Genomic DNA, 19,775 nt, shown 5'->3' on the forward strand with positions numbered 1-19,775 from the left:
TATCGAAATATCTTCCACATGCTCATTATTAAAAAAATGTGTCATTACAACACATTACTATTATATTAAAATATTATGTAAAAGTAAAATAATTTATATTAATATTAATTAATACTATTCATAATTAAGGTTTTGGTGAATTATGCGCAAATTTTGATTATTAATGAAAAATATGTTCAAATTGTTGTTTCGAACAAAAACACTGATGATTCAATTATCAATTTTAATGATCGTTTCTACAATTGTCGTCACAACAACTACTATTACTGTACAACGATTAAATAAATCGCAAAAAGATTTAAGAAAATCTTCCTTGGCTCACGAGTTTTTAGTTCAGCCATTAGATGAGGATCTATTAGTTTTCAATGATATCCCAATTACTGATAATCAAATAGCATACAATAAAGAAGATATTGTTAAGTTACAAGTTTTCAATAAAGCACGACTTAGTCAACAAAATTATTTAAACCTACCAAGTCCTAATGATTTTGGTTTATATTGACCCCGTGATGATAATAACAAAATCGCCAATTTAAAAGGCGTTGTTGATAAAAATTATTTAGATGAAAATCGAATCTATACAGCTTTTTGATTCGATGACAACAACGAAGACAAAGATGAGCTAGCAACCAATTATAACAACCTGGTCTTTGATAAAGTTAATAACCAAACCAAGTTGGTTGGTGTACAAAAATTACAAGCTGGGAAAATCTTATTTAAAACTCCTAGTCTAAAAGATCATCGCAAGCAGTATGATCATGTTTTTAAAATTAATACTGCGATAGTCAAGGCGGGTGATCCTTACCTTGCATTTCATACACTCGATAAATCATTAGGTTTTGGTTTACGTAATTACATTACAAACCCAATGATTATTAAAAATGTTGACTTAGATTATAAAAAAATAATTCAACAAAATACATATCACCAATTTGATTATAATGTGTTTAATAATTACGATCAAACATGAAGTCATATTATTGATTTCTTAGAACAAAACACAGTGGATGAGGAGTTTGTTAAAATTCCCTTGCATGTTGATCTAAGTAAATCATCAGATCGTTACTTCTTTTTTGCTCAATACTTGAAATATAAAAACCATTCTACAGATAATGTAGATGTGCAAACATTTAACTTGATTAATCGTTTGAAAGATCAATATAACAATGAAATAGCCATTGATAACACGAATCTCAAATACCACGATCTTTTTGTTAATGATCTGTTAATCCCTAAAAAAATGATTACAGATTCACAACAGTTTCCAGTGTTATTGGATATTATCGCTAATGCCAAAGCTTTATTAAATGCACGAATAAAAGAGGAAGCAAAAATCTTCTATGAATACTCTGAACAACAATATTTAAGCAATAATCGAGAATTAACGTATTTAAAAAGCCAATTACAAGTTATTTCAGATGAATTAAATAAACATCCACAAGATGTTAATTTAATCAACCATGAGCGTTTATTAAAGGCGAAAATCAATGTCGCCCAAGGTAAACATTACGTTTATGAAGATTGATTAAAAGAAAGCTTCTTAAGCACCTTGAATGAACATGATGTTTATTATAAACGTCATGAGTCAGGGGTGTTCAAGGATTCTAAATCAAATACAAATTTCATCGCATTAAACGTTGATCAACCCACTTATATGAATAACCAAATTGTGGATAATGAGCACCGTATGGATAATATGGTCCAAATTGTTGATAAATATAAAGATTCGCTGAAATATGATCAAAAATATCAACGCATCTTTTTTGAACCAACAGGGGCTGAATTTAATAACTTCGAAAATTTATTTTTAAGCTATAAGGCTTTTGAAAATTATTTAAGAGACACTTATGAAAAAGATCCTACACAAGACCAAAGTATCCCCCACGCCTTGCGTGATTATCGTGTATATATTACGCCTAATGTAATCCATAAGTTCAACCTTTTAGATTTCTTTAATGTACTATATCAAAACGGTGACTGATTAACCTCGAATGAATATCAAAAAGAAGCTGAAGCTTTTAGTTTTGATGTTTATCAACAATTTAAAGCCGTCCAACCTAATTACTTTAGTTTACATGTTAAACCGCACAGTTTCCAACCTGATAGCGAATTACAAGCCGTATATGTTGATCAAACAACTCAAAACATTTTTTATCTCCCTGCTCATTTCTTAAATGATGAAACCGTCTTTGTAGACTTACGTAATAAACCAGAAACTACTGCTAGCCAATTAGATTTATTAAAAATAATCGTCAAGGGTGAACAAGGGGATGAAACCCATCTTCCATTGGGCCTTAACTTGCAAAAATACAGCATTATATATCAACCCTTTACACAATATCACGATCTAGATGCCTTAAGACAATGAACTAACGAACATCCAGATAATTTTCATAATTTACAAACAACAATTATGCATTTTACTCAATTGTTCTATTTTAAAAATTACCAAGTAGCTGGGGATAGTTATTTAATTGAAGCTACTGTTTCAAAATCACATGATATCCAAATCCCTTTTAATATTAATATTTTTACAAAGTCAGCTGATCTAGCATATGTTTCTCGCTCTTATTTGCAAGCCTTAAATGATGCAAAAAAACCCGGTGACTGAGAGACTTTCTTAAAAGCTCAAAACTTGCCATACAAGAAGAACGATGACTTCCCGCCGTTTGTAGAAATTAATGGTCAAAAAATCCCAAAAGACTATGAATCATGATTGCGATATGTTGTCCCTGATGAAAATAAAATTGAAATTAACAACCAGGTATTTTATTTAGTCGGTGCGGCCGATTCTTCTGAATTTATGTTCCCTGCCGTAAACAGTGATGACATTTTAATTGATACTAAAAAAACAGCTGTCTTATTCTTAAATCAAAGTGGTTTTGATAAATTAAAAACTTATAATAGCTCTGTTCCTATCCTCTCATATTACACTTTAAAAACCAATACTAAACCATACGAAACATTGAAGAAGAATCAATTGTATGAATCATTAAAACAAGCGTTTAATGCTTCACATAAAGCCCAAATTTATAAACGCAACGAAGCACTTAAAGCCTTTCCGCTATACTCTAAGCGTGTTAGTTTCTTAGATCGTTTAACACACATTGTTTTAAGTGTAGCTATTGTATTAATTTGTTTAATCCTTATTCTGGGGATGTACTTTGTGGGAACTAGTTTACGAAACTTGATTAAAAAGCGTCAGATTATGTTTGCAACCTTATTAGCCCAAGGGCATTCTAAAACTCATATCTGATTATCGTTCTTACCATTCTTTATTCTGCCACCGTTATTTACAACGCTTATTGCCTATCCAGTCGCTTTCTTCTTACAACCGTTTCTAATGAGTTTGTTTAAACCTTATTGATTCATTAGTTTACCTACTAACTATGTGTCTGTTGGTTGAATTTTTGCCTTAATTGGTGCACTTGTGGCGATCCTTGCAATCATTAGTTTGATTACTATTTTCAAAATTTTAGCTAAGCCAGTTGCGGAAACAATGAAAGGTGACCCAGGATTTAAATTAAATAAATTAATGATGCGTTCACACAAACTACTACGTAAATTTGGCGCAAACGCAGTCTTGCGATCAACATATGTGATTTCTAATTTAATGCGGATGTCAATTCTGATGGTGATTTCGAGTTCATTCACGATTACAGCGACGATGTTAGCTTCGGCGAAAAACGATTTCGCTGAATCTGCTGTGCATACTAATAAACAACGTTCATACGAATATGCTGTTGATCTCTTTAGTCCGACAAGCCAAGGTGGTTTATATTACACTTCACCGTATGCTTTAATCGGAGCACAAACTCCACAAGCACCAATGAAACCAATTATTCAAAAAGTTTTATTAGATGCTAAAGTTACGGACTATACTAATTTCTTAGTTAAATTAAATTTTGTTAACGAAAATAATGAAAAAGTCGTTTTATCATCTCAAATTGATGCACATGGTTTTATTGATTTCCCAATCGATCAATTGCCTGATAATCATGTCTACCAATTTGAATATGCTAATTTAAAAAATGATGAACAACAAAAGATTATTGATAAAACTGAATTAGAAACTGATTTACAAGTAATCGATAAAAAATCTATTTTCAAATTCTTTGCCCACCAACACCACCAATATATTGGTGTACCAGTTGCCCAATTAAATCAACCTGTTAACCTGGTGTATACAACAAATAACAATGTTTTAAAAACCTTAAAACCGATTACTAATTTAAATGATCAATATGTTTTATATGACGTTGAATCATTACAAAAACAACCAAGTATTTATACATTATTAGGGGCTTATGATGAAACTAATAAGGTTGTGTATGATCTACCTGATTTTGCGAATAATTTACATCGTTTAGATTACAGTCAAAATGGTTATTACTTATATCACGCATACCATAGACTACCAGAAATATATTTCACAAATATCCCTGAATCTATAGCAGACCAAACGTTTACTTTACAATTGCGTGTTAAGGGTTTACCTTATACTAAACGTCCAATTACCAATATGATTGATCAAAATCGACGTGTCTTCTTTGATTTAAGTGTTTTAGAATACCTAAATGAGCCAACTATTAATGAGGTCTACCAAATAGATAGTTTAGTTACCGAACACACAGCTGTGTACAATAAGAATGTTGGTTTAAACCAACAAATTGCAACCTTCAACAATAATCTGTACATGAGCAATAACAAAGAATTAAATCAATGAAAAATTGATTATATGAGTTATAACCGTCCTATCCACATTGATATTAAGGCGACTGAGTTATGTAACAGCAACGCTCAACAAACTTGTGCACCTAATCAACAAGACAAAACATATACTATTTTAGGTTTCTTTAACAAACCAGGAACAGTCATGTTTAGTTACCATGACCTCTTAAAACAACACGTATCGCAAGTTAAAAAAATTTACTTCCAAGATCAACAAATCAATCTCTATTTAAATAATTTAGATCAAATTTATAAACAGGATGTTAACACTTTCCCATATTCGACAATTGAATATAATAACGCCATGCGTATTATCAATAACATTCACGATCCAAATGCGCCAGTGGGTTATGGGCCTTTACTAAGTAATACATACTTCCCATCACCTTCAACCCAACCAGAAATTTTCCAAAATATTCAGTTCTTAGACTCTAAAATTATTACTAAAATGGCTTTAGATGGAAACATCCAAGTTGATACGGGAGGATTTAAAATTCAATTTAACCCGTGAGTGTTTGCAAAAAACTTCTTACCCAACCAAGTTTCAGGAAAAGCTGAAGCAAATGCGCAAGAATTATTAGAAGCCGCTTTTGAAATCTTTGGTTATACGTATGATGATCAACATAATAAAATTGATCGCTACTATGATGTTCCTGATTTTACCAACCCTAACATCGTTCATTCACATGTTAACTTATGAACAGTCACAGGAAAAGCACCAAAAAGCGTCAATGACCCTGATAGTTTCTTCATTAAAAAAGATGGGGTTTGACAATTTAATTTACGAGATAATGTAGGAACGCAACAAGGAGCAGCTCAATTTAGACCAGAGTTTGTCCGTCTAGTAATCCAAATTCTAACCATTCCAAAATTAAACCCTCACCAATACAAGATTGGTTTGAAGACTATTAACATGGAAGATGCTACTCAAATGCAGGCCTACACTTATTTAGACGGGGATATGCAATCACAAAATAAACGTGTCCACGCCAAAATTATGGGGATTAATTATTTAGCTAACTTAGATAGCAAGACCAAACAATTAGACTTTTATGATGAACAACAAAAAAATCTTTTAAGTTATTTACAAGATGATCGTTTAGACCAGGATTACTACCCTATTTTAATTAATGCGGTTGTGGCTAAAAAATACCGCCTTAAAGTTGGCGATCGTTTTGATTATAAAATTAAAAACCATATTCAACGGTATGCCAATGATTTCAATGGTATTAATCAAGACTACGAGGCCAAATTTGTGGTTAAGGGAATTATTGATACCCACATGGATGAACAAATGTTTGTCAACCAAAAAATCGCTAACCATTTAATCGGTTTTTATGATTATAAAACTACGCACTTTTATGAAGGTGGTATAGAAATTGATGAATCTCGTTTCTTCAATGGTTTCTTTACCAAAGAAAAAAACCCATTATTCTTCTATAATTTAGCTTCTTTCTATTCACCATCTGGTTTAACACCAGCCCTAGGAAATTGACCAATTAATGACACCAACTTTAATGATGATTTCCATGATTCAGCTGTGAATTACATGATGCTATTGTCATGAGCTAAAACGAACCAAATCGTAAGTGATAACCCAAGTGTTAGTTACCAAGATTTCTCCGTTTTAAACATGAAACGCTTAGCCCTAAAAATTCGTCATACATTTGGACAACAAGTCATTGTGCCATCCTTCCTAGCTGTTGATGCTAATCTAGAAAACACTATTTTAGCGGATACCATCGATAATACAATTTTCAAAATCTTATTAAATGTTATGTTAGCTTTAATGCCAACCTTATTCATCATTATCATTGTGATTGCTTCAACTTTAGCTGAAGAATCGCAAAAATCAATTGCCATGATGAAAGTCTTAGGTAAGAGTAACTTCGCGAACGTTAATAACTTCATGTTTGTCTACCCTGTAGTCTGATTCTTGAATATTGCTCTATCTATTCCGTTATCATACGGTTTATTAGGAATTTACAAATACGCTATCTTTAACGCCTTTAATATTATTATTACTCCTGTTATTCCATGATGAGTCTTCGTCCTAACGTTCGGTTTAGTTGGAATCATTCTAGCAAGCGCTTGAATGAGTACATACTATAAAACAAAAAACATGAACCTAGCCTTAGCCTTAGCTGAAAACAAGGAATAATCAGAAACAAAAAAAGACCCATGCGGGTCTTTTTTTATTACTCATAGTGCTAAGCACTATTCTTTGTTTTTAATTTTATTTTGTAATAAATCAATGAATTCGTTAAATGGAACAGTGTTAGTTATTTCTTGACCGTATTCACGGTAAGTAATTAAATTTTCGTCTTCAATTTCTTTGTCCCCTACAACAATTTGGTAAGGAATCTTGTTAATTTGAGCTTCACGAATTTTCTTAGAAATACGTTCGTTACGGTCATCATAAACACTGTGTAGCATCAATGATTTTAATTTCATGTGTAAATTACGTGCATACACCCCATGGATTTCCTCATTAACAGGAATAACAATCACTTGGGTTGGCGCTAATCAGAAAGGTAAAATCCCTTTAGTTTGTTCTAATAAGATGGCTAAGAACCGTTCATATGTCCCAATGATTCCAATGTGAATCATAACAGGTGTAATCGCATTCTTTTGTGAATCTATATAAGTTAATCCAAAACGTTTTGGTAATAAGAAGTCTAATTGAATTGTCGAAATTGTAATAATCCGGTTCAAGCTCGTTTTAACTTGGAAATCGATCTTTGGTCCATAGAAAGCAGCTTCCCCAACCATTTCCTTAAACGGAATGTTATTTTTATTTAACATTGCACGTAAGGCGTCTTGTGATTCTTTTCACATCTTCGGATCATTATAGAATTTTTCATGATCATTTTCATCATATAACGATAAATGAATTTCAAAGGCTTTAATTTTTAAACCTTCGTGAGCTTTTTTAATCATGGCAAAAGCATTTTGTACTTCTTGTTCAATTTGATCTAAACGACAGAAAACATGGCAATCTTCTAGGATCATTTCTCTTACCCGTTCAAATCCTGTTAAACCACCAGATGATTCATAACGGTGTAGAATTGAATGTTCGCATAAACGCACTGGTAAATTACGGTAAGAACGTAAGTTATCACTATAAACTAAAGTATGGTGTGGACAGGTCATTGGACGTAAAACAAATGTTTCATCATCAACATTAATTGGTGGGAAAATATTTTCTTGGTAATGATCTCAGTGACCACTTGTTTTATATAAATCAATACTTCCTAAAATCGGTGTAATAACTGGTGTAAAATCATACATAAATTCCAACTCATTAATAAATTGTTGAACTTTTTGTTTAATGATTGTACCGTTTGGTTTTCAGATAGGTAGACCTTGACCAGCTAATAAATTAAAAGCAAATAAATCTAATTCCTTACCAATTTTTCGGTGGTCACGTTCTTTACGTTCATTTAGGATTTCTAAATATTGATTTAATTCTTCGCTTGAAGCAAAACAAATCCCGCTAATTCTTACTAATTGGTCTAGTTTGGCGTTATTTTTATAATAACTACCACCCATATTTAATAGTTCATAATGACGGCTATTAAATAAATTGAATTCTTTATCTAGATCAGCTAGAAAAACGAAATCACGTACTTGAAAAAAGTTCAAGTGGGGTTTTTTTTGTTTTTGATCATTGACGAAGAAATTATCTGTTGTGTAATCCGTCAATAAGTCGACCGCTTCCTTGTTGTTAATTAATTTTGTAAATTCTTTTTTGATTTTTTTAAAATCATCAACACTAACCTTCACGTCGTTGTCGATTTTAAAATCGACATAAAAACCTTCATCTTGTAAGTTAATAGTAGCGATTTCAATATCCTTATATAAACGTTTTAAAGTGTATGCCAAACCAAAAGCAGTTTGTCAGTTTAATTTTGCATTCAAATTATCCATTTTATTTCCTTGTCTTAACATATATCTTTATACATTAATATTAATTATATTATGTTTTAATAAAGTGTTTTGTTATAAAATAAATATAAGGAGGCAATATATGCAAAAATTTATCATTTTAACCGATTCCTCATCTTCAATTGATCCATTACATTTAAATAATCTACCCATCCGTGTTTTACCATTAAGCATCATGCGTAGCGATGAAAAACTGTTTGAAGACGAACCAACTTCTCTAAGTAGTCAAGATGTGTTTGATTATATTGATGAAGGTTATAGTTTTTCAACCAGTTGTAGTGTTTTAGGAAAAGTTTACCAAGTTGTTGAAGAGTTATCAAAAGAATACGAAAAAATCATCTTTATCGGAATTTCTAAAGGTTTTAGTTCACAATACAATAACTTAAAAATGGTGGCGCAAGACTTTAAAGACCAACTAATTGTTGCCGATACGCAAACTTTTGGTTATGCACTTGAACACTTAGCTCTTTCATTAGTAAAAATGTTAAATGAACGCGAATACACTGATCATGAAATTAAAACTTATATCAATGAATTCTCACTATATTCAACTAGTATGTTTGCCTGCAAAGACATTAATGGTTTAGTTAAATCTGGCCGAATTTCAAAAATAAAAGGTGTCTTCTTAAAAATTGCCCATGTAATTCCTATTATTAAACAAGAATATAAAAACCACTATGGTGGTCTAGCTCGGAATTATGATCATGCCCACATCAAAATGATAGATTTAATTGATCATGTTTATAATAATCAATTAAACGCAAATAACATTGACAAGGTAGCCATCTTACACGCCAATCTTGATGAAGCACATCTAAACCAAATTACAGAATACTTAATTCACCATTACGGTATTCAAAAAAACGATATTGTTTATCGACCTGGACCAAATGTGTTTACAGTTTATACAAGAGAAAAATCATTTGCGATTCAAATGGTAACTAAAATTAAAAAAACACACATCAAAGAATATTATCCTCTAGAACAAGCGTAATAAAAAACCACCTAATAAAAAGGTGGTTTTTATTTTAAACATCATGAAATCTCATGGTTAATTTATATGGCAAGGGTAACAGGACTCGAACCCGTAACACATAGATTTGGAGTCTATTGTTCTACCAAATTGAACTATACCCTTCCCTGATTAGGCATGATATTTTATTTTGGAGCGTTCTTTGTTAAAACAACTGGTTTGCCATCAATAATAGCAATTGTGTCTTCAATTCGGACTCCACCAACATGTGGAATGTACACCCCTGGTTCAACAGTCACTACTGCATAATTAAACAATAATTCTTTGTTACCTTGGTTAGTATTAGGTAGTTCATGAACTTCAATCCCTACACCGTGACCAGTTCCGTGTGTAAAGTATTCATCATAACCTGCATCTTTAATAATTTGACGACATGTATCATCAACTTGCGCCCCTGTTACTTGATCACTTAACATATCAATTCCAGCTTGTTGTGCTTTTTTAACAAGATCATAAATCGCTTGCATTTTAGGGTTATTTTTGTCCCCTACTAAGAATGAACGAGTAATATCTGAAGCATATCCTTTATAGTAGCAACCAATATCAGTTGTTACCATATCATTATTTTGGATAACACGATCAGATGGATGATGGTGTGGAACACCACCATTCGGACCTGATGCAACAATTGGATCAAATGAATTTTTTTCAGCACCTAAATCTAACATGTGTTTTGTTAGCATATTAGCTACTTGTTTTTCAGTTAAACCAATAATATCTTGTTTTTGAATTCATGCACATGTATCAGCTGCGATTTCACAAGCTTTTTGCAAGAAAGAAATTTCTTCTGGGGTTTTAATTGCTCTTAACGCCGCAGAAGTGAATGGAATAGTTTTCTTAACCATTGAGCTAACAAATTCGTGAGTATTTAATGTTAAATAATCACCTTCAACTAATAAATTTTTAATATTTAATTCGTTTAAAGCATCTTGTAATAAATCTGCTGCTGTTTTTTCTTTTGTGTGTTGCAATAAACGGACTTCAGCATTTACAGCTTCTTGTTTAGCTGCTGTAATATAACGGCCGTCTACAAGGAAAATTGCACGACCTTCTTTGTTGATGAACACATATCCATCAGTCGAAGCAAATTCTAAAAATCAGTAACGGTTATGTGTTGAATATAACATCATCCCGTCTGCTTCTTTAAATTGTTTAATCATGTTTACTGCTTGATCAATTTTAAAAGACATATTAAGTCCCCCTTTTTTTTATTTATTATTTTTTCTTAATTTCAGTGTGTGCAACAGCAACACGACAGTTGTTGCAATATTTGTTTAATGTTAATTTTTCAGGAGTTGTTTTAACATTTTTAGTCGAAATATAATTAATGTTCTTGCACTCAGTACATTGGAAACGAACACCACGTTTTACAGCCATATTTTCACCTCAACATCTATGTATCTTACTTTTACAATACTAATAATATATTATAATATATTTACGTCTTTTTATTAAGAGAAACTTCAAAGGACCCCGATAAAATATGAAACAATCGCCATATATTAGCAAATATGACTACATTGGATACTATACGAAACAAAAAAATATGTGATTCTTTAGTAACCAAGAAATCAAAGCTCAAATCCAATTACAAACAAAATTAGCAAAAACTAAAATTCAACCCGGATATTTTACTGATCTAGTTGATGATGAAGACGAAGATGAAGCGGAAGAATTCGACAGTTATGATTATTATCAGGAATACAAGGAGTTCTTAGATCAAAATGCTAATTTAGATACGAATGATCCAAAAATATCTGAAGGTATCATTCTAGACTATAAATCCCAAGAACACGTTAAAAATACATTTGCTCATATCTCAAATGTAATTGATTGTGATGTTACTTTTAAAAAATTAAGCATGCCTGAACGTTATACTAAAACCCAAGAGTTTTTGAATAGTGACGAAGATTTTATTTTGTTTCAACCAGTATTTATTACCGGTAATAAAATTACCAAACCAGATGCTTTAGTGCGTGAAGGTGATGAACTACACATTATTGAAACTAAGGGAACAAGTAGTGTCAAACTGCGTCATATCCTCGACTTGTATTATCAATATGAAGTAATTGGTAAAAACCCTGATGTACTGAATCGTTTTGCTTGCCATTTTTATTTATGTATTGTTAAATACGAACGTTTAGATGTTATTGACCAGGTTAGTTTTATTATTTCACCATACTATGTGCACCAAAAAAATGGTTTAAGTTATGATAATGAAAAAATTCGCAATTTCTTATCTGACGAACAAGCTGATTATTATAAGCGCAATTTAAAACAGGGTCGTTATATTAAATTAGATGCACAAGGATCATTAATTGAAGAGTTTGTGAATGATTTTAGTGGTTTATTGTGGGATGATTTACTTGATCCCGATTTTTTGGCTAATCAAGAAGAGTTAATATCCTTAATAACGACTGATCCCAACCTTAAGAATTATTTAAACGCTCGGTACGGTTTAGAACCATTCTTTGAAAAAATTAATCAAATTTTTCTGGAATTTGATCGTGTGATAACCGAATTAGAAGAGCATAAGGCATATTTATTAGCAAAACAAAAAAACAGTCCAACGAACATCATTCCCGAACCTTTTATACCTTCCAACAATGATAAAGGCTTTTTTAAAGATAATGATTTCTTTTTAGATTTACGTACCCTATACCAATACGAAAATTACCAGTTATGTAAGTTTAGTGGTTATGTATTCCCGCACGCCATTTTTAAATACGGTAATATAAACCATCATAATGACTTACAACAAGCTTTTCAACAAGTTAAACGCCAATCTCAATATGATTTATACGCCAAAAACCAAATCATTATTAATCAAGCCAATGTGCAATCATTACTAGCAAAATTAAAACCAAATAAAGTTTATTTTGATTTTGAATCAATTAATACAGCCATTAGAGTTTATGATCAAACATATGCCTTCACACAAATCATCACGCAAAACTCAGTCATAGTAAGACATGAATCAGATGATTTAGAACAATTAAATTGTACAAATCTCATGTGTGATCCTTTAAAAATTGATCGTCAATGATTCAAAGATGTCGTAGATAGTTTATACTATGGCGATGATTATTCTTATGTAGTCTATAATAAGTCTTTTGAACAAACCCGGTTAAAAGAAATGCAGACATATATAAATGAACCTGAATACACCAAGAAAATCACATGTATTATTCGTAATTTATTTGATCTAGCTGATTTCTTTACTGTGCGAAACCTTGAAAAAATAAATATTTTAATCCCTGATTTATGTGGTTTTTATTCTATTAAAAAAATCTTGCCATTAGTCGCTAAATATTATCCTGATTTTTTTCATAAAACTAAATGTTATGATTACAAAACCTTAGCTATTGGGAATGGTTTAGAGTGTCAAATCAAGACCGCTAAGCGGGTTTTTAAAACGCTAGATGATGAACAATGAAACGAATTCATGAAAGAAGCTAAAATTTATTGTGAAAATGATGTTCGCGCTATGATTGCAGTAGAACTTTATGCTTTACAAATCTTAAAAAACCAAAATATCTTGTAATTAGCTTTTTTTACATTAAAAAATCGATTTCTCTCAATAAACTTGTGCGAATCGTGTAAGATATTAATGATAATATGCGGAAGCATATATTTTAAATATGTTTAAAAAGGGGTTTTTATGCAAAAATTAAACAAAAAATATGATCCAATTCAAATTCAAAAAGATAAACATCTGTTCTGAAAAGATCAAGCTATTTTCACTAAACACAATCCTGATCTAAAACCCTTCACTGTTGTTTTACCACCACCCAATGTAACCGGTCATTTACACATCGGACATGCTTATGGTTTTAGTTTACCAGACATTATTGTGCGTTATAAAAAATTACGAAATTTTGACGCTTTTATTATTCCGGGAACTGACCACGCTGGAATTGCGACACAAACAAAATTTGAGAAAATTTTGCAAGATACAGAGCAACAAAATAAAACAACATTAGGACGAACAGAATTTTTAAAAAAACTAACAAATTGAAAAAACGAACAGGAACAATATATTCGTAAACAATTTGCTGCCTTGAATTTAGGAATGGACGAAAACCACTATTTATTCACACTTGATGAAGATGTGAATAAAGTAGTATCGGAGGTTTTTGTCAAACTTTATAATGAAAAACTAATTTATCAAGCAAATAAATTAGTCAACTGAGACCCCGTTTTACAAACAGCTATTTCTGATGTCGAAGTTATCCACGAAAACGTTAAAGGGAAACTTTATTATATTCAATATGAAACAGCTGATCAACAAGATAGCGTTATTGTAGCCACATCTCGACCAGAAACTATGTTTGGTGATAAAGTTCTTTTTATGCACCCTGAAGATCAACGTTATAAACATTTATGAAACAAACAATTCATCAATCCAATTAACGGTCAATTAATGAATGTTTTATTGGATGATTATATCGATCTAGAATTTGGTACTGGTGTAATGAAATGTACTCCAGCTCACGACTTTAACGACTACGAATTAGCTAAAAAACACAATTTAGAATTAATTAATATTATGAATCCAGATGGAACGCTAAACGAATTGTGTGATGAATTCGCCAACATCGATCGTCTACAAGCGCGCGACTTAATTGTAGCCAAATTAAAAGCCAACAACCACCTTGTGAAAGTTGAAGAATATGAGACATCAATCGGTTTATCACAACGTTCAAATGCAGTTGTTGAGCCCTTACTATCTCTACAATGATTCATCAAAATGCAAGATATAGTTAAACAAACCATTAGTCTACAAACAAATGAAAAAACTCAAGCCACATTCTATCCACCACGTTTTCATAAAGCATTAATGCAATGATTAGAAAATACGCAAGACTGATGTATTTCACGACAACTATGATGAGGACACCGCATTCCCGTTTATTATCACAAACAAGATGGTAGCGTTTATGTAGGTGTTAATCCACCAGCAGATTCAGAAAATTACGTTCAAGATGAAGATGTATTGGATACATGATTCTCTTCTGGACTATGACCACTATTAACAACTAAATGACAAAAAAATCCGGAGTTCTTTAACCATTATTTCCCGACATCATTGATGGTAACAGGTATGGATATCTTGTTCTTCTGAGTTTCAAGAATGATGAATTTTAGTGGATATTTAACCCAAGAATTACCTTTTAAGGATGTTTTAATTCATGGTTTAATTCGAGATTCTCAAGGACGAAAAATGTCTAAATCATTAAATAATGGAATTGATCCATTTGATATTATTAATGAATATGGTTTAGATGCTATGCGAGTTTATTTCGCCTCATCAACAAGTATTGGTGAAGACTTAAACTTCAGTCAAGAAAAAATAAGTAGTGCATGAAATTATTTAAATAAAATTTGAAATGTAGCTGTCTTCTTAGATCAATTCTTTGATAAAGACTTAGCTAATGATCAACTGGTAACAATTCCCCAACCAAAACACCCAATTAACCAATGAATTATGCAATCATTAGCTAATTGTATTGACGAATATATTAAAAACATGGATAAATATAATTTAGTTGTAGTCAGCAAAGATTTATTCAACTTCTTATATGACGTTTATGCTTCTAAATATTTAGAATATACAAAAGTGCTTTTAGATGATCCAAGCGTTGCACACGAAACTAAAACAACGATGTTCTTTGTCTTTTATGAATTCTTGAAGTTATTGCACCCTTTCGCAAACAACTTAAGCGAAGAATTATGATTACATTGAAACACTAATCATGAATCTATCTTAAAATCAACAATTAATCCTTTCGAGTTTAATACAAATAACACAGATGCACAAATGATTAATGACTTAATTTTTAACATCCGAAATTGAAGAGCAGCAAATAATGTTGGAAATAAAAACCCTTTAGTATTTGTGATCAATAATCAAGCACACGAAGCTAAATTAAGCCTATATAATCAAATTTTAAAAATTGTCAACACTGAACTAGTCTTTGAAACAATCTCTGACAAACAGTATAATACTTCATTGATTGTGAATGATTTAGTATTGCAAATGAATTTTGATAATACAGAACAAATTAATTTACAAAGACAAAATTTATTAACAAAAAAAGAATTCTTGTTAAACGAAATTAAACGTTGTCAAAATTTATTAAATAATCCCAAATATCTAGCTAAAGCGCCTGAACACTTAGTTAATAAAGAAAAAGAAAAACTAGTTAGTTTCGAAGCCCAACTGCAAGAAGTTTTAAATTTATTAGAAAAGTAGGTCAACTCATATGTTAAACATTGTTTTATTTGAACCAGAAATCATTGAAAACGCCGGAAATATTGCGCGCATGTGTGTTGGTTTTAACGCTCGTTTACATTTAATCAGACCCTATGGTTTCATTTTACGAACTGATAAATTTAACAAGGATTTTATACGTACTGCCACTAACCATCTTGAACATTTAGAATTGTTGGAATATGATGATTTTGAACAATTTGTAACTATGAACAATGTGCAAGATAAAGAAATTTATCTCTTTACTCGTTACGGAACAAAAGCACCATCAGATTATGTTTATGAAAATTGGGATGAGGCCGAAATTTATCTAATGTTCGGTAAAGAATCAACAGGAATCGATCACGCTATTTTGCAAAAATACAGCCAATGAATTCGCATTCCATCATCTTATAATCTGCGCAGCCTAAACATTGCTAATTCAGTAGCAATGGGTATGTATGAAGTTGCTCGCCAGAACGAATATAAAAATTTATTAAAATACGAACCACACAAAAAGTTTGAGGTTTAAAATGCGTTTAAGAAATAATAAAAATGCCCCTGATTATTTAGCCCAGCAAACTAAATATATTATTCAGGATAAAACAGCTTTAAAAAAAGAATGTCTCCGTTTATTTAAAAATCCTCATCAATTACTGTATTTAGAAATTGGTATGGGTAAAGGAGATTTCATAATTAACCAAGCTTTACGTAGTCCACACATTAACTTTATCGGACTCGAAAAATTTGATACAGTAATTGTTAAAGCTCATAAAAAAGCTTTACAATTCAACTTACACAACCTGGCCATGATCAGTGCTGATGCGACTGATCTAGCTGAACTATTCAAGGATCTAACGGTTGATCGTTTGTTTTTAAATTTCAGTGATCCATGACCCAAAAAACGCCATGCTAAAAAACGTTTAGTTCACACTAATTTTTTAAATATCTTCGCACAGGTTTTAAAAACAGATGGCGTAATCGAATTTAAAACAGATAATGATGGGCTTTTTGATTACTTGGTCAATGAAGTCATTGCCGAACATCCCGATCAATTTGAAGTCTTATATTTAACATATGACCTTTACGAAAACGATAATGATCCTGAATACATCAAAAATATTCCCACTGAATATGAGCAAAAATTCATAGCTCAAAATATTAAAATTAAAAAAATTATTTTCAAATATAAGCCTTTAGCTTAATATACTTACCTTTAGGTATTAGCTTATATTTGTTATAATTAAAACAGTTTGTCTATAATGACTAAGGAAGGACGGATTGCATGATTAATAACGTCATACATTCAATTTTACACGCAGAACAACCCGGAGGAAACAAGATGATGTTTATGCTCATCATTTTGATTCCGATCGTGATCGTTATTTTCTTTGTCATTAAAAAAAGAAAAAAACAAAATGCGCAGCCCACTTATGTTGGTAATAAATCATCGAAAGATGCTAACGAAGTTTGATTAACAGTTAAAAAATATTTACGTGATATTAACGATAAAGGGAAAGAGGTTATCGACTCTTATGTTGTCCGTCGACCAGATCCCCATAACGTTGGTCAAATGACTAAACTGCAACGAGAAGATTACAAACAGGAAATGGATGATTTAAAAGCATTAAAATCAACTAACCCAACATTGTACCGTGAAGAAATGAAACGGATTAAAAAAGAAAAAACCGCTCGTCCGAAAGAACTGTATGTGGTTTTATTTACCACACGAAATGCTAAAACTTTTGAAGTTGATGAACCAAGAGCATTCGAATGTGAAGTTAAAAATATTAAGATTAATAAAAAAGAAACTAAGCGAGAAATTGAGATTGTTCGTCCATTAGATTATGATGTAGAATACCGATGAATCAAGGAAATGAAAGATCGTGACGATAAGATGCAGCAAAAACAATTGGAAGCTGACCGTAAACGTCAAATGAAAGCTCAAGCTCGTCTTGAAAAACAAAAAAATAAAGAACAAAAAAATAAGAGCAAATAAGCGTTTGCTTGTTTTTTTGTATTAAGGAGGTAAATTATGATTAAGGCAATGTTTTTTGGAACCCCTGAAATTGCTGTTGAAATACTGAAAACCGTACACCACTTACCTGGTGTTGAAATTATGGGTGTTGTTAGTCAACCAGACAAAATGCGTAATCGTAAGAACGCATTAGTCATGACCCCTGTTAAGCAATATTGTGTTGCTAATAATTTATTATGTTTAGCTCCTGCAAAAATTAATGATATTTACGAGGAAATTAAAGCACTAGCTCCCGACATTATTATTACTTGCGCTTATGGGCAATTTATTCCGCAACGTATTATCGATATACCTACTTATAAAATCGTCAACGTCCACGCTTCTTTGTTACCCAAATTACGTGGTGGTGCTCCTATTCACTACGCAATTCTCAATGGTTATCAAACAACAGGAGTAACATTAATGCACACTATTAAACAAATGGATGCTGGGAATATTTTATTTACTAAATCAACAAGTATTGATGAGACAACCACATATGCTAGTTTATTGCAAACCTTAACACAACTAGGTGTGCAATTAATCCAAGAACATTTTTTTGATCTATGTCAACCTGATTTAGTCGGTATACCCCAAGATATGCAAGCAGTTAGCTATGCCTTTAATATTCAAAAAAATGAACGTTATATCAACTTTCACCAACAAGCTTGTTTAGTCAATCGTTTTGTTAACGCTTTAAACGATAAGCCCGTTGCTTTAATGACTTATCATGATACTGATTTTAAGGTTTATCGAATTAAAATTAGTCAACAAAAAAGCGTTAAACAACCTGGGACAATCTTTTATCATGACAAACAATTATTGGTTAGTACATCAGATTTTGATGTTATTTTAGATCAAATTCAATTACCCAATAAAAACATTAGTTATGTACATGATGTCTTAAATGGTAAAAGTATTTTCGATGATTTAAAAAAGGAGTAATACATGTTTAATCGTTTTTCTAACACCCAAAGCAAATTAGCAGCTAGTTTTAAATTAAATACGACTGAAAAATCACCTAATTTAATTAAATTTCTAATTACTTTATTTGTCATTATTATCCCAATGATCATCATCTTCTTACTTCTAGGTGAGCCCAATTTACTAGGGCAAAATAACTTAGTAGCCCAAAACGGTCGTTGATATGGTGAGGGTATCATTAATAAAATAACTTTTCCAAGAGAATTAGGTTTTTATAAATGAATTAACATTAATGATCAAATTGCGAATGCAACTGGTGATCATAAAAAAGCTTTGGAAGCTTTTGCGCAAGAATTTTATCAAACTCACAACTACCATTTTGGAACTGGTGTAATTACTAATTTCTTAATTTGAGTTGTTATGTTAGCCGACTTTATTTTCGGTCTTATCCTAAGCATCATTTTAATCTTTAGCGTAAAAAAAGTTCGTTGAGATATTCTTGTACCTTTAGTTTCGTCATGATTTGGTTTTTTCATCATGATTATTTCAGGATTAATACACGCTCACTTCTGAGGTTATTTAATTCGTTTTGTTCTCGTTTTAGTAGCCTTCATTTTACCAATTATTATTATGGTGCGCATTACGAATGCCTTGATTGCGCGTTCTAAACATGCAGCCGAATATACTGCTGATTTATATAACGAGTACCAAAATGCGGATACTTATTATAAAGCAGGACAAGAACGGATTCTTTTAATGCGTAAGCAAGATCCTAATAAAAAATCAAAATTCAAAATCGAGAAAAAAGATGAATCAAACGAAACGGATACAAAGCCGTTAGATTCATCAACAAACACAAAGGAGTAAAC

12 protein-coding genes and 1 tRNA gene are annotated in these 19,775 nt (G+C 31.4%); 9 read left to right on the plus strand and 4 right to left on the minus strand.

Going from position 1 to position 19,775, the window contains the following annotated elements; genetic code table 4:
- Positions 1 to 142 precede the first annotated feature (142 nt).
- Positions 143 to 6,892 carry an ABC transporter permease gene (locus OF376_RS00565; protein WP_263821610.1) on the plus strand — a complete coding sequence of 2,250 codons (6,750 nt, stop codon included), beginning with the start codon at positions 143 to 145 and terminating at the stop codon, positions 6,890 to 6,892.
- A gap of 56 nt (positions 6,893 to 6,948) precedes the next feature.
- Here OF376_RS00565 and thrS read toward each other — a convergent pair whose 3' ends face one another.
- On the minus strand, positions 6,949 to 8,661 hold the full coding sequence (gene thrS / locus OF376_RS00570; protein WP_263821611.1) for a threonine--tRNA ligase: 1,713 nt from the start codon (positions 8,659 to 8,661) through the stop codon (positions 6,949 to 6,951).
- Positions 8,662 to 8,761: 100 nt separating this feature from the next.
- Between thrS and OF376_RS00575 the strand changes: the two genes are divergently transcribed.
- On the plus strand, positions 8,762 to 9,673 hold the full coding sequence (locus OF376_RS00575) for a DegV family protein (protein ID WP_263821612.1): 912 nt from the start codon (positions 8,762 to 8,764) through the stop codon (positions 9,671 to 9,673).
- Between the two features lie 67 nt (positions 9,674 to 9,740).
- Here OF376_RS00575 and OF376_RS00580 read toward each other — a convergent pair.
- From OF376_RS00580 to rpmG, 3 genes are all read right to left on the minus strand, one after another.
- A tRNA-Trp gene (locus OF376_RS00580) sits at positions 9,741 to 9,817 on the minus strand.
- Between the two features lie 20 nt (positions 9,818 to 9,837).
- A complete protein-coding gene (locus tag OF376_RS00585; RefSeq protein ID WP_263821613.1) occupies positions 9,838 to 10,902 on the minus strand; it encodes an aminopeptidase P family protein in 1,065 nt (354 codons plus the stop codon).
- 25 nt (positions 10,903 to 10,927) lie between these two features.
- A complete protein-coding gene (gene rpmG, locus OF376_RS00590; protein WP_263817825.1) occupies positions 10,928 to 11,089 on the minus strand; it encodes a 50S ribosomal protein L33 in 162 nt (53 codons plus the stop codon).
- 106 nt (positions 11,090 to 11,195) lie between these two features.
- On the opposite strand from rpmG, the gene OF376_RS00595 reads away from it, so the two are divergent.
- The 7 genes from OF376_RS00595 (at position 11,196) to OF376_RS00625 (ending at position 19,773) form a co-directional block, all read left to right on the plus strand.
- The gene (locus OF376_RS00595) at positions 11,196 to 13,256 is read left to right on the plus strand and encodes a DUF2779 domain-containing protein (RefSeq protein WP_263821614.1); all 2,061 of its coding nucleotides are present in this window, start codon (positions 11,196 to 11,198) and stop codon (positions 13,254 to 13,256) included.
- 117 nt (positions 13,257 to 13,373) lie between these two features.
- Positions 13,374 to 15,968 carry a valine--tRNA ligase gene (locus tag OF376_RS00600; RefSeq protein WP_263821615.1) on the plus strand — a complete coding sequence of 865 codons (2,595 nt, stop codon included), beginning with the start codon at positions 13,374 to 13,376 and terminating at the stop codon, positions 15,966 to 15,968.
- Positions 15,969 to 15,978: 10 nt separating this feature from the next.
- A complete protein-coding gene (locus OF376_RS00605; protein ID WP_263821616.1) occupies positions 15,979 to 16,497 on the plus strand; it encodes a tRNA (cytidine(34)-2'-O)-methyltransferase in 519 nt (172 codons plus the stop codon).
- A 1-nt stretch (position 16,498) separates the two neighbouring features.
- Positions 16,499 to 17,170: a tRNA (guanosine(46)-N7)-methyltransferase TrmB gene (gene trmB, locus OF376_RS00610; RefSeq protein WP_263821617.1), complete on the plus strand. Its 672-nt coding sequence runs from the start codon at positions 16,499 to 16,501 to the stop codon at positions 17,168 to 17,170.
- Between the two features lie 80 nt (positions 17,171 to 17,250).
- Positions 17,251 to 17,964, plus strand: a complete 714-nt coding sequence (locus OF376_RS00615; RefSeq protein WP_263821618.1) for a DUF5385 domain-containing protein — start codon at positions 17,251 to 17,253, stop codon at positions 17,962 to 17,964.
- 36 nt (positions 17,965 to 18,000) lie between these two features.
- Complete coding sequence (gene fmt / locus OF376_RS00620; protein ID WP_263821619.1) at positions 18,001 to 18,927, plus strand: methionyl-tRNA formyltransferase; 927 nt, start codon at positions 18,001 to 18,003, stop codon at positions 18,925 to 18,927.
- Between the two features lie 3 nt (positions 18,928 to 18,930).
- Positions 18,931 to 19,773: a hypothetical protein gene (locus tag OF376_RS00625; RefSeq protein WP_263821620.1), complete on the plus strand. Its 843-nt coding sequence runs from the start codon at positions 18,931 to 18,933 to the stop codon at positions 19,771 to 19,773.
- The last annotated feature ends 2 nt before the right edge of the window (positions 19,774 to 19,775 follow it).

The sequence above is a fragment of the Ureaplasma miroungigenitalium genome (assembly GCF_025780085.1).
Lineage (GTDB): Bacteria > Bacillota_I > Bacilli_A > Mycoplasmatales > Mycoplasmoidaceae > Ureaplasma > Ureaplasma miroungigenitalium.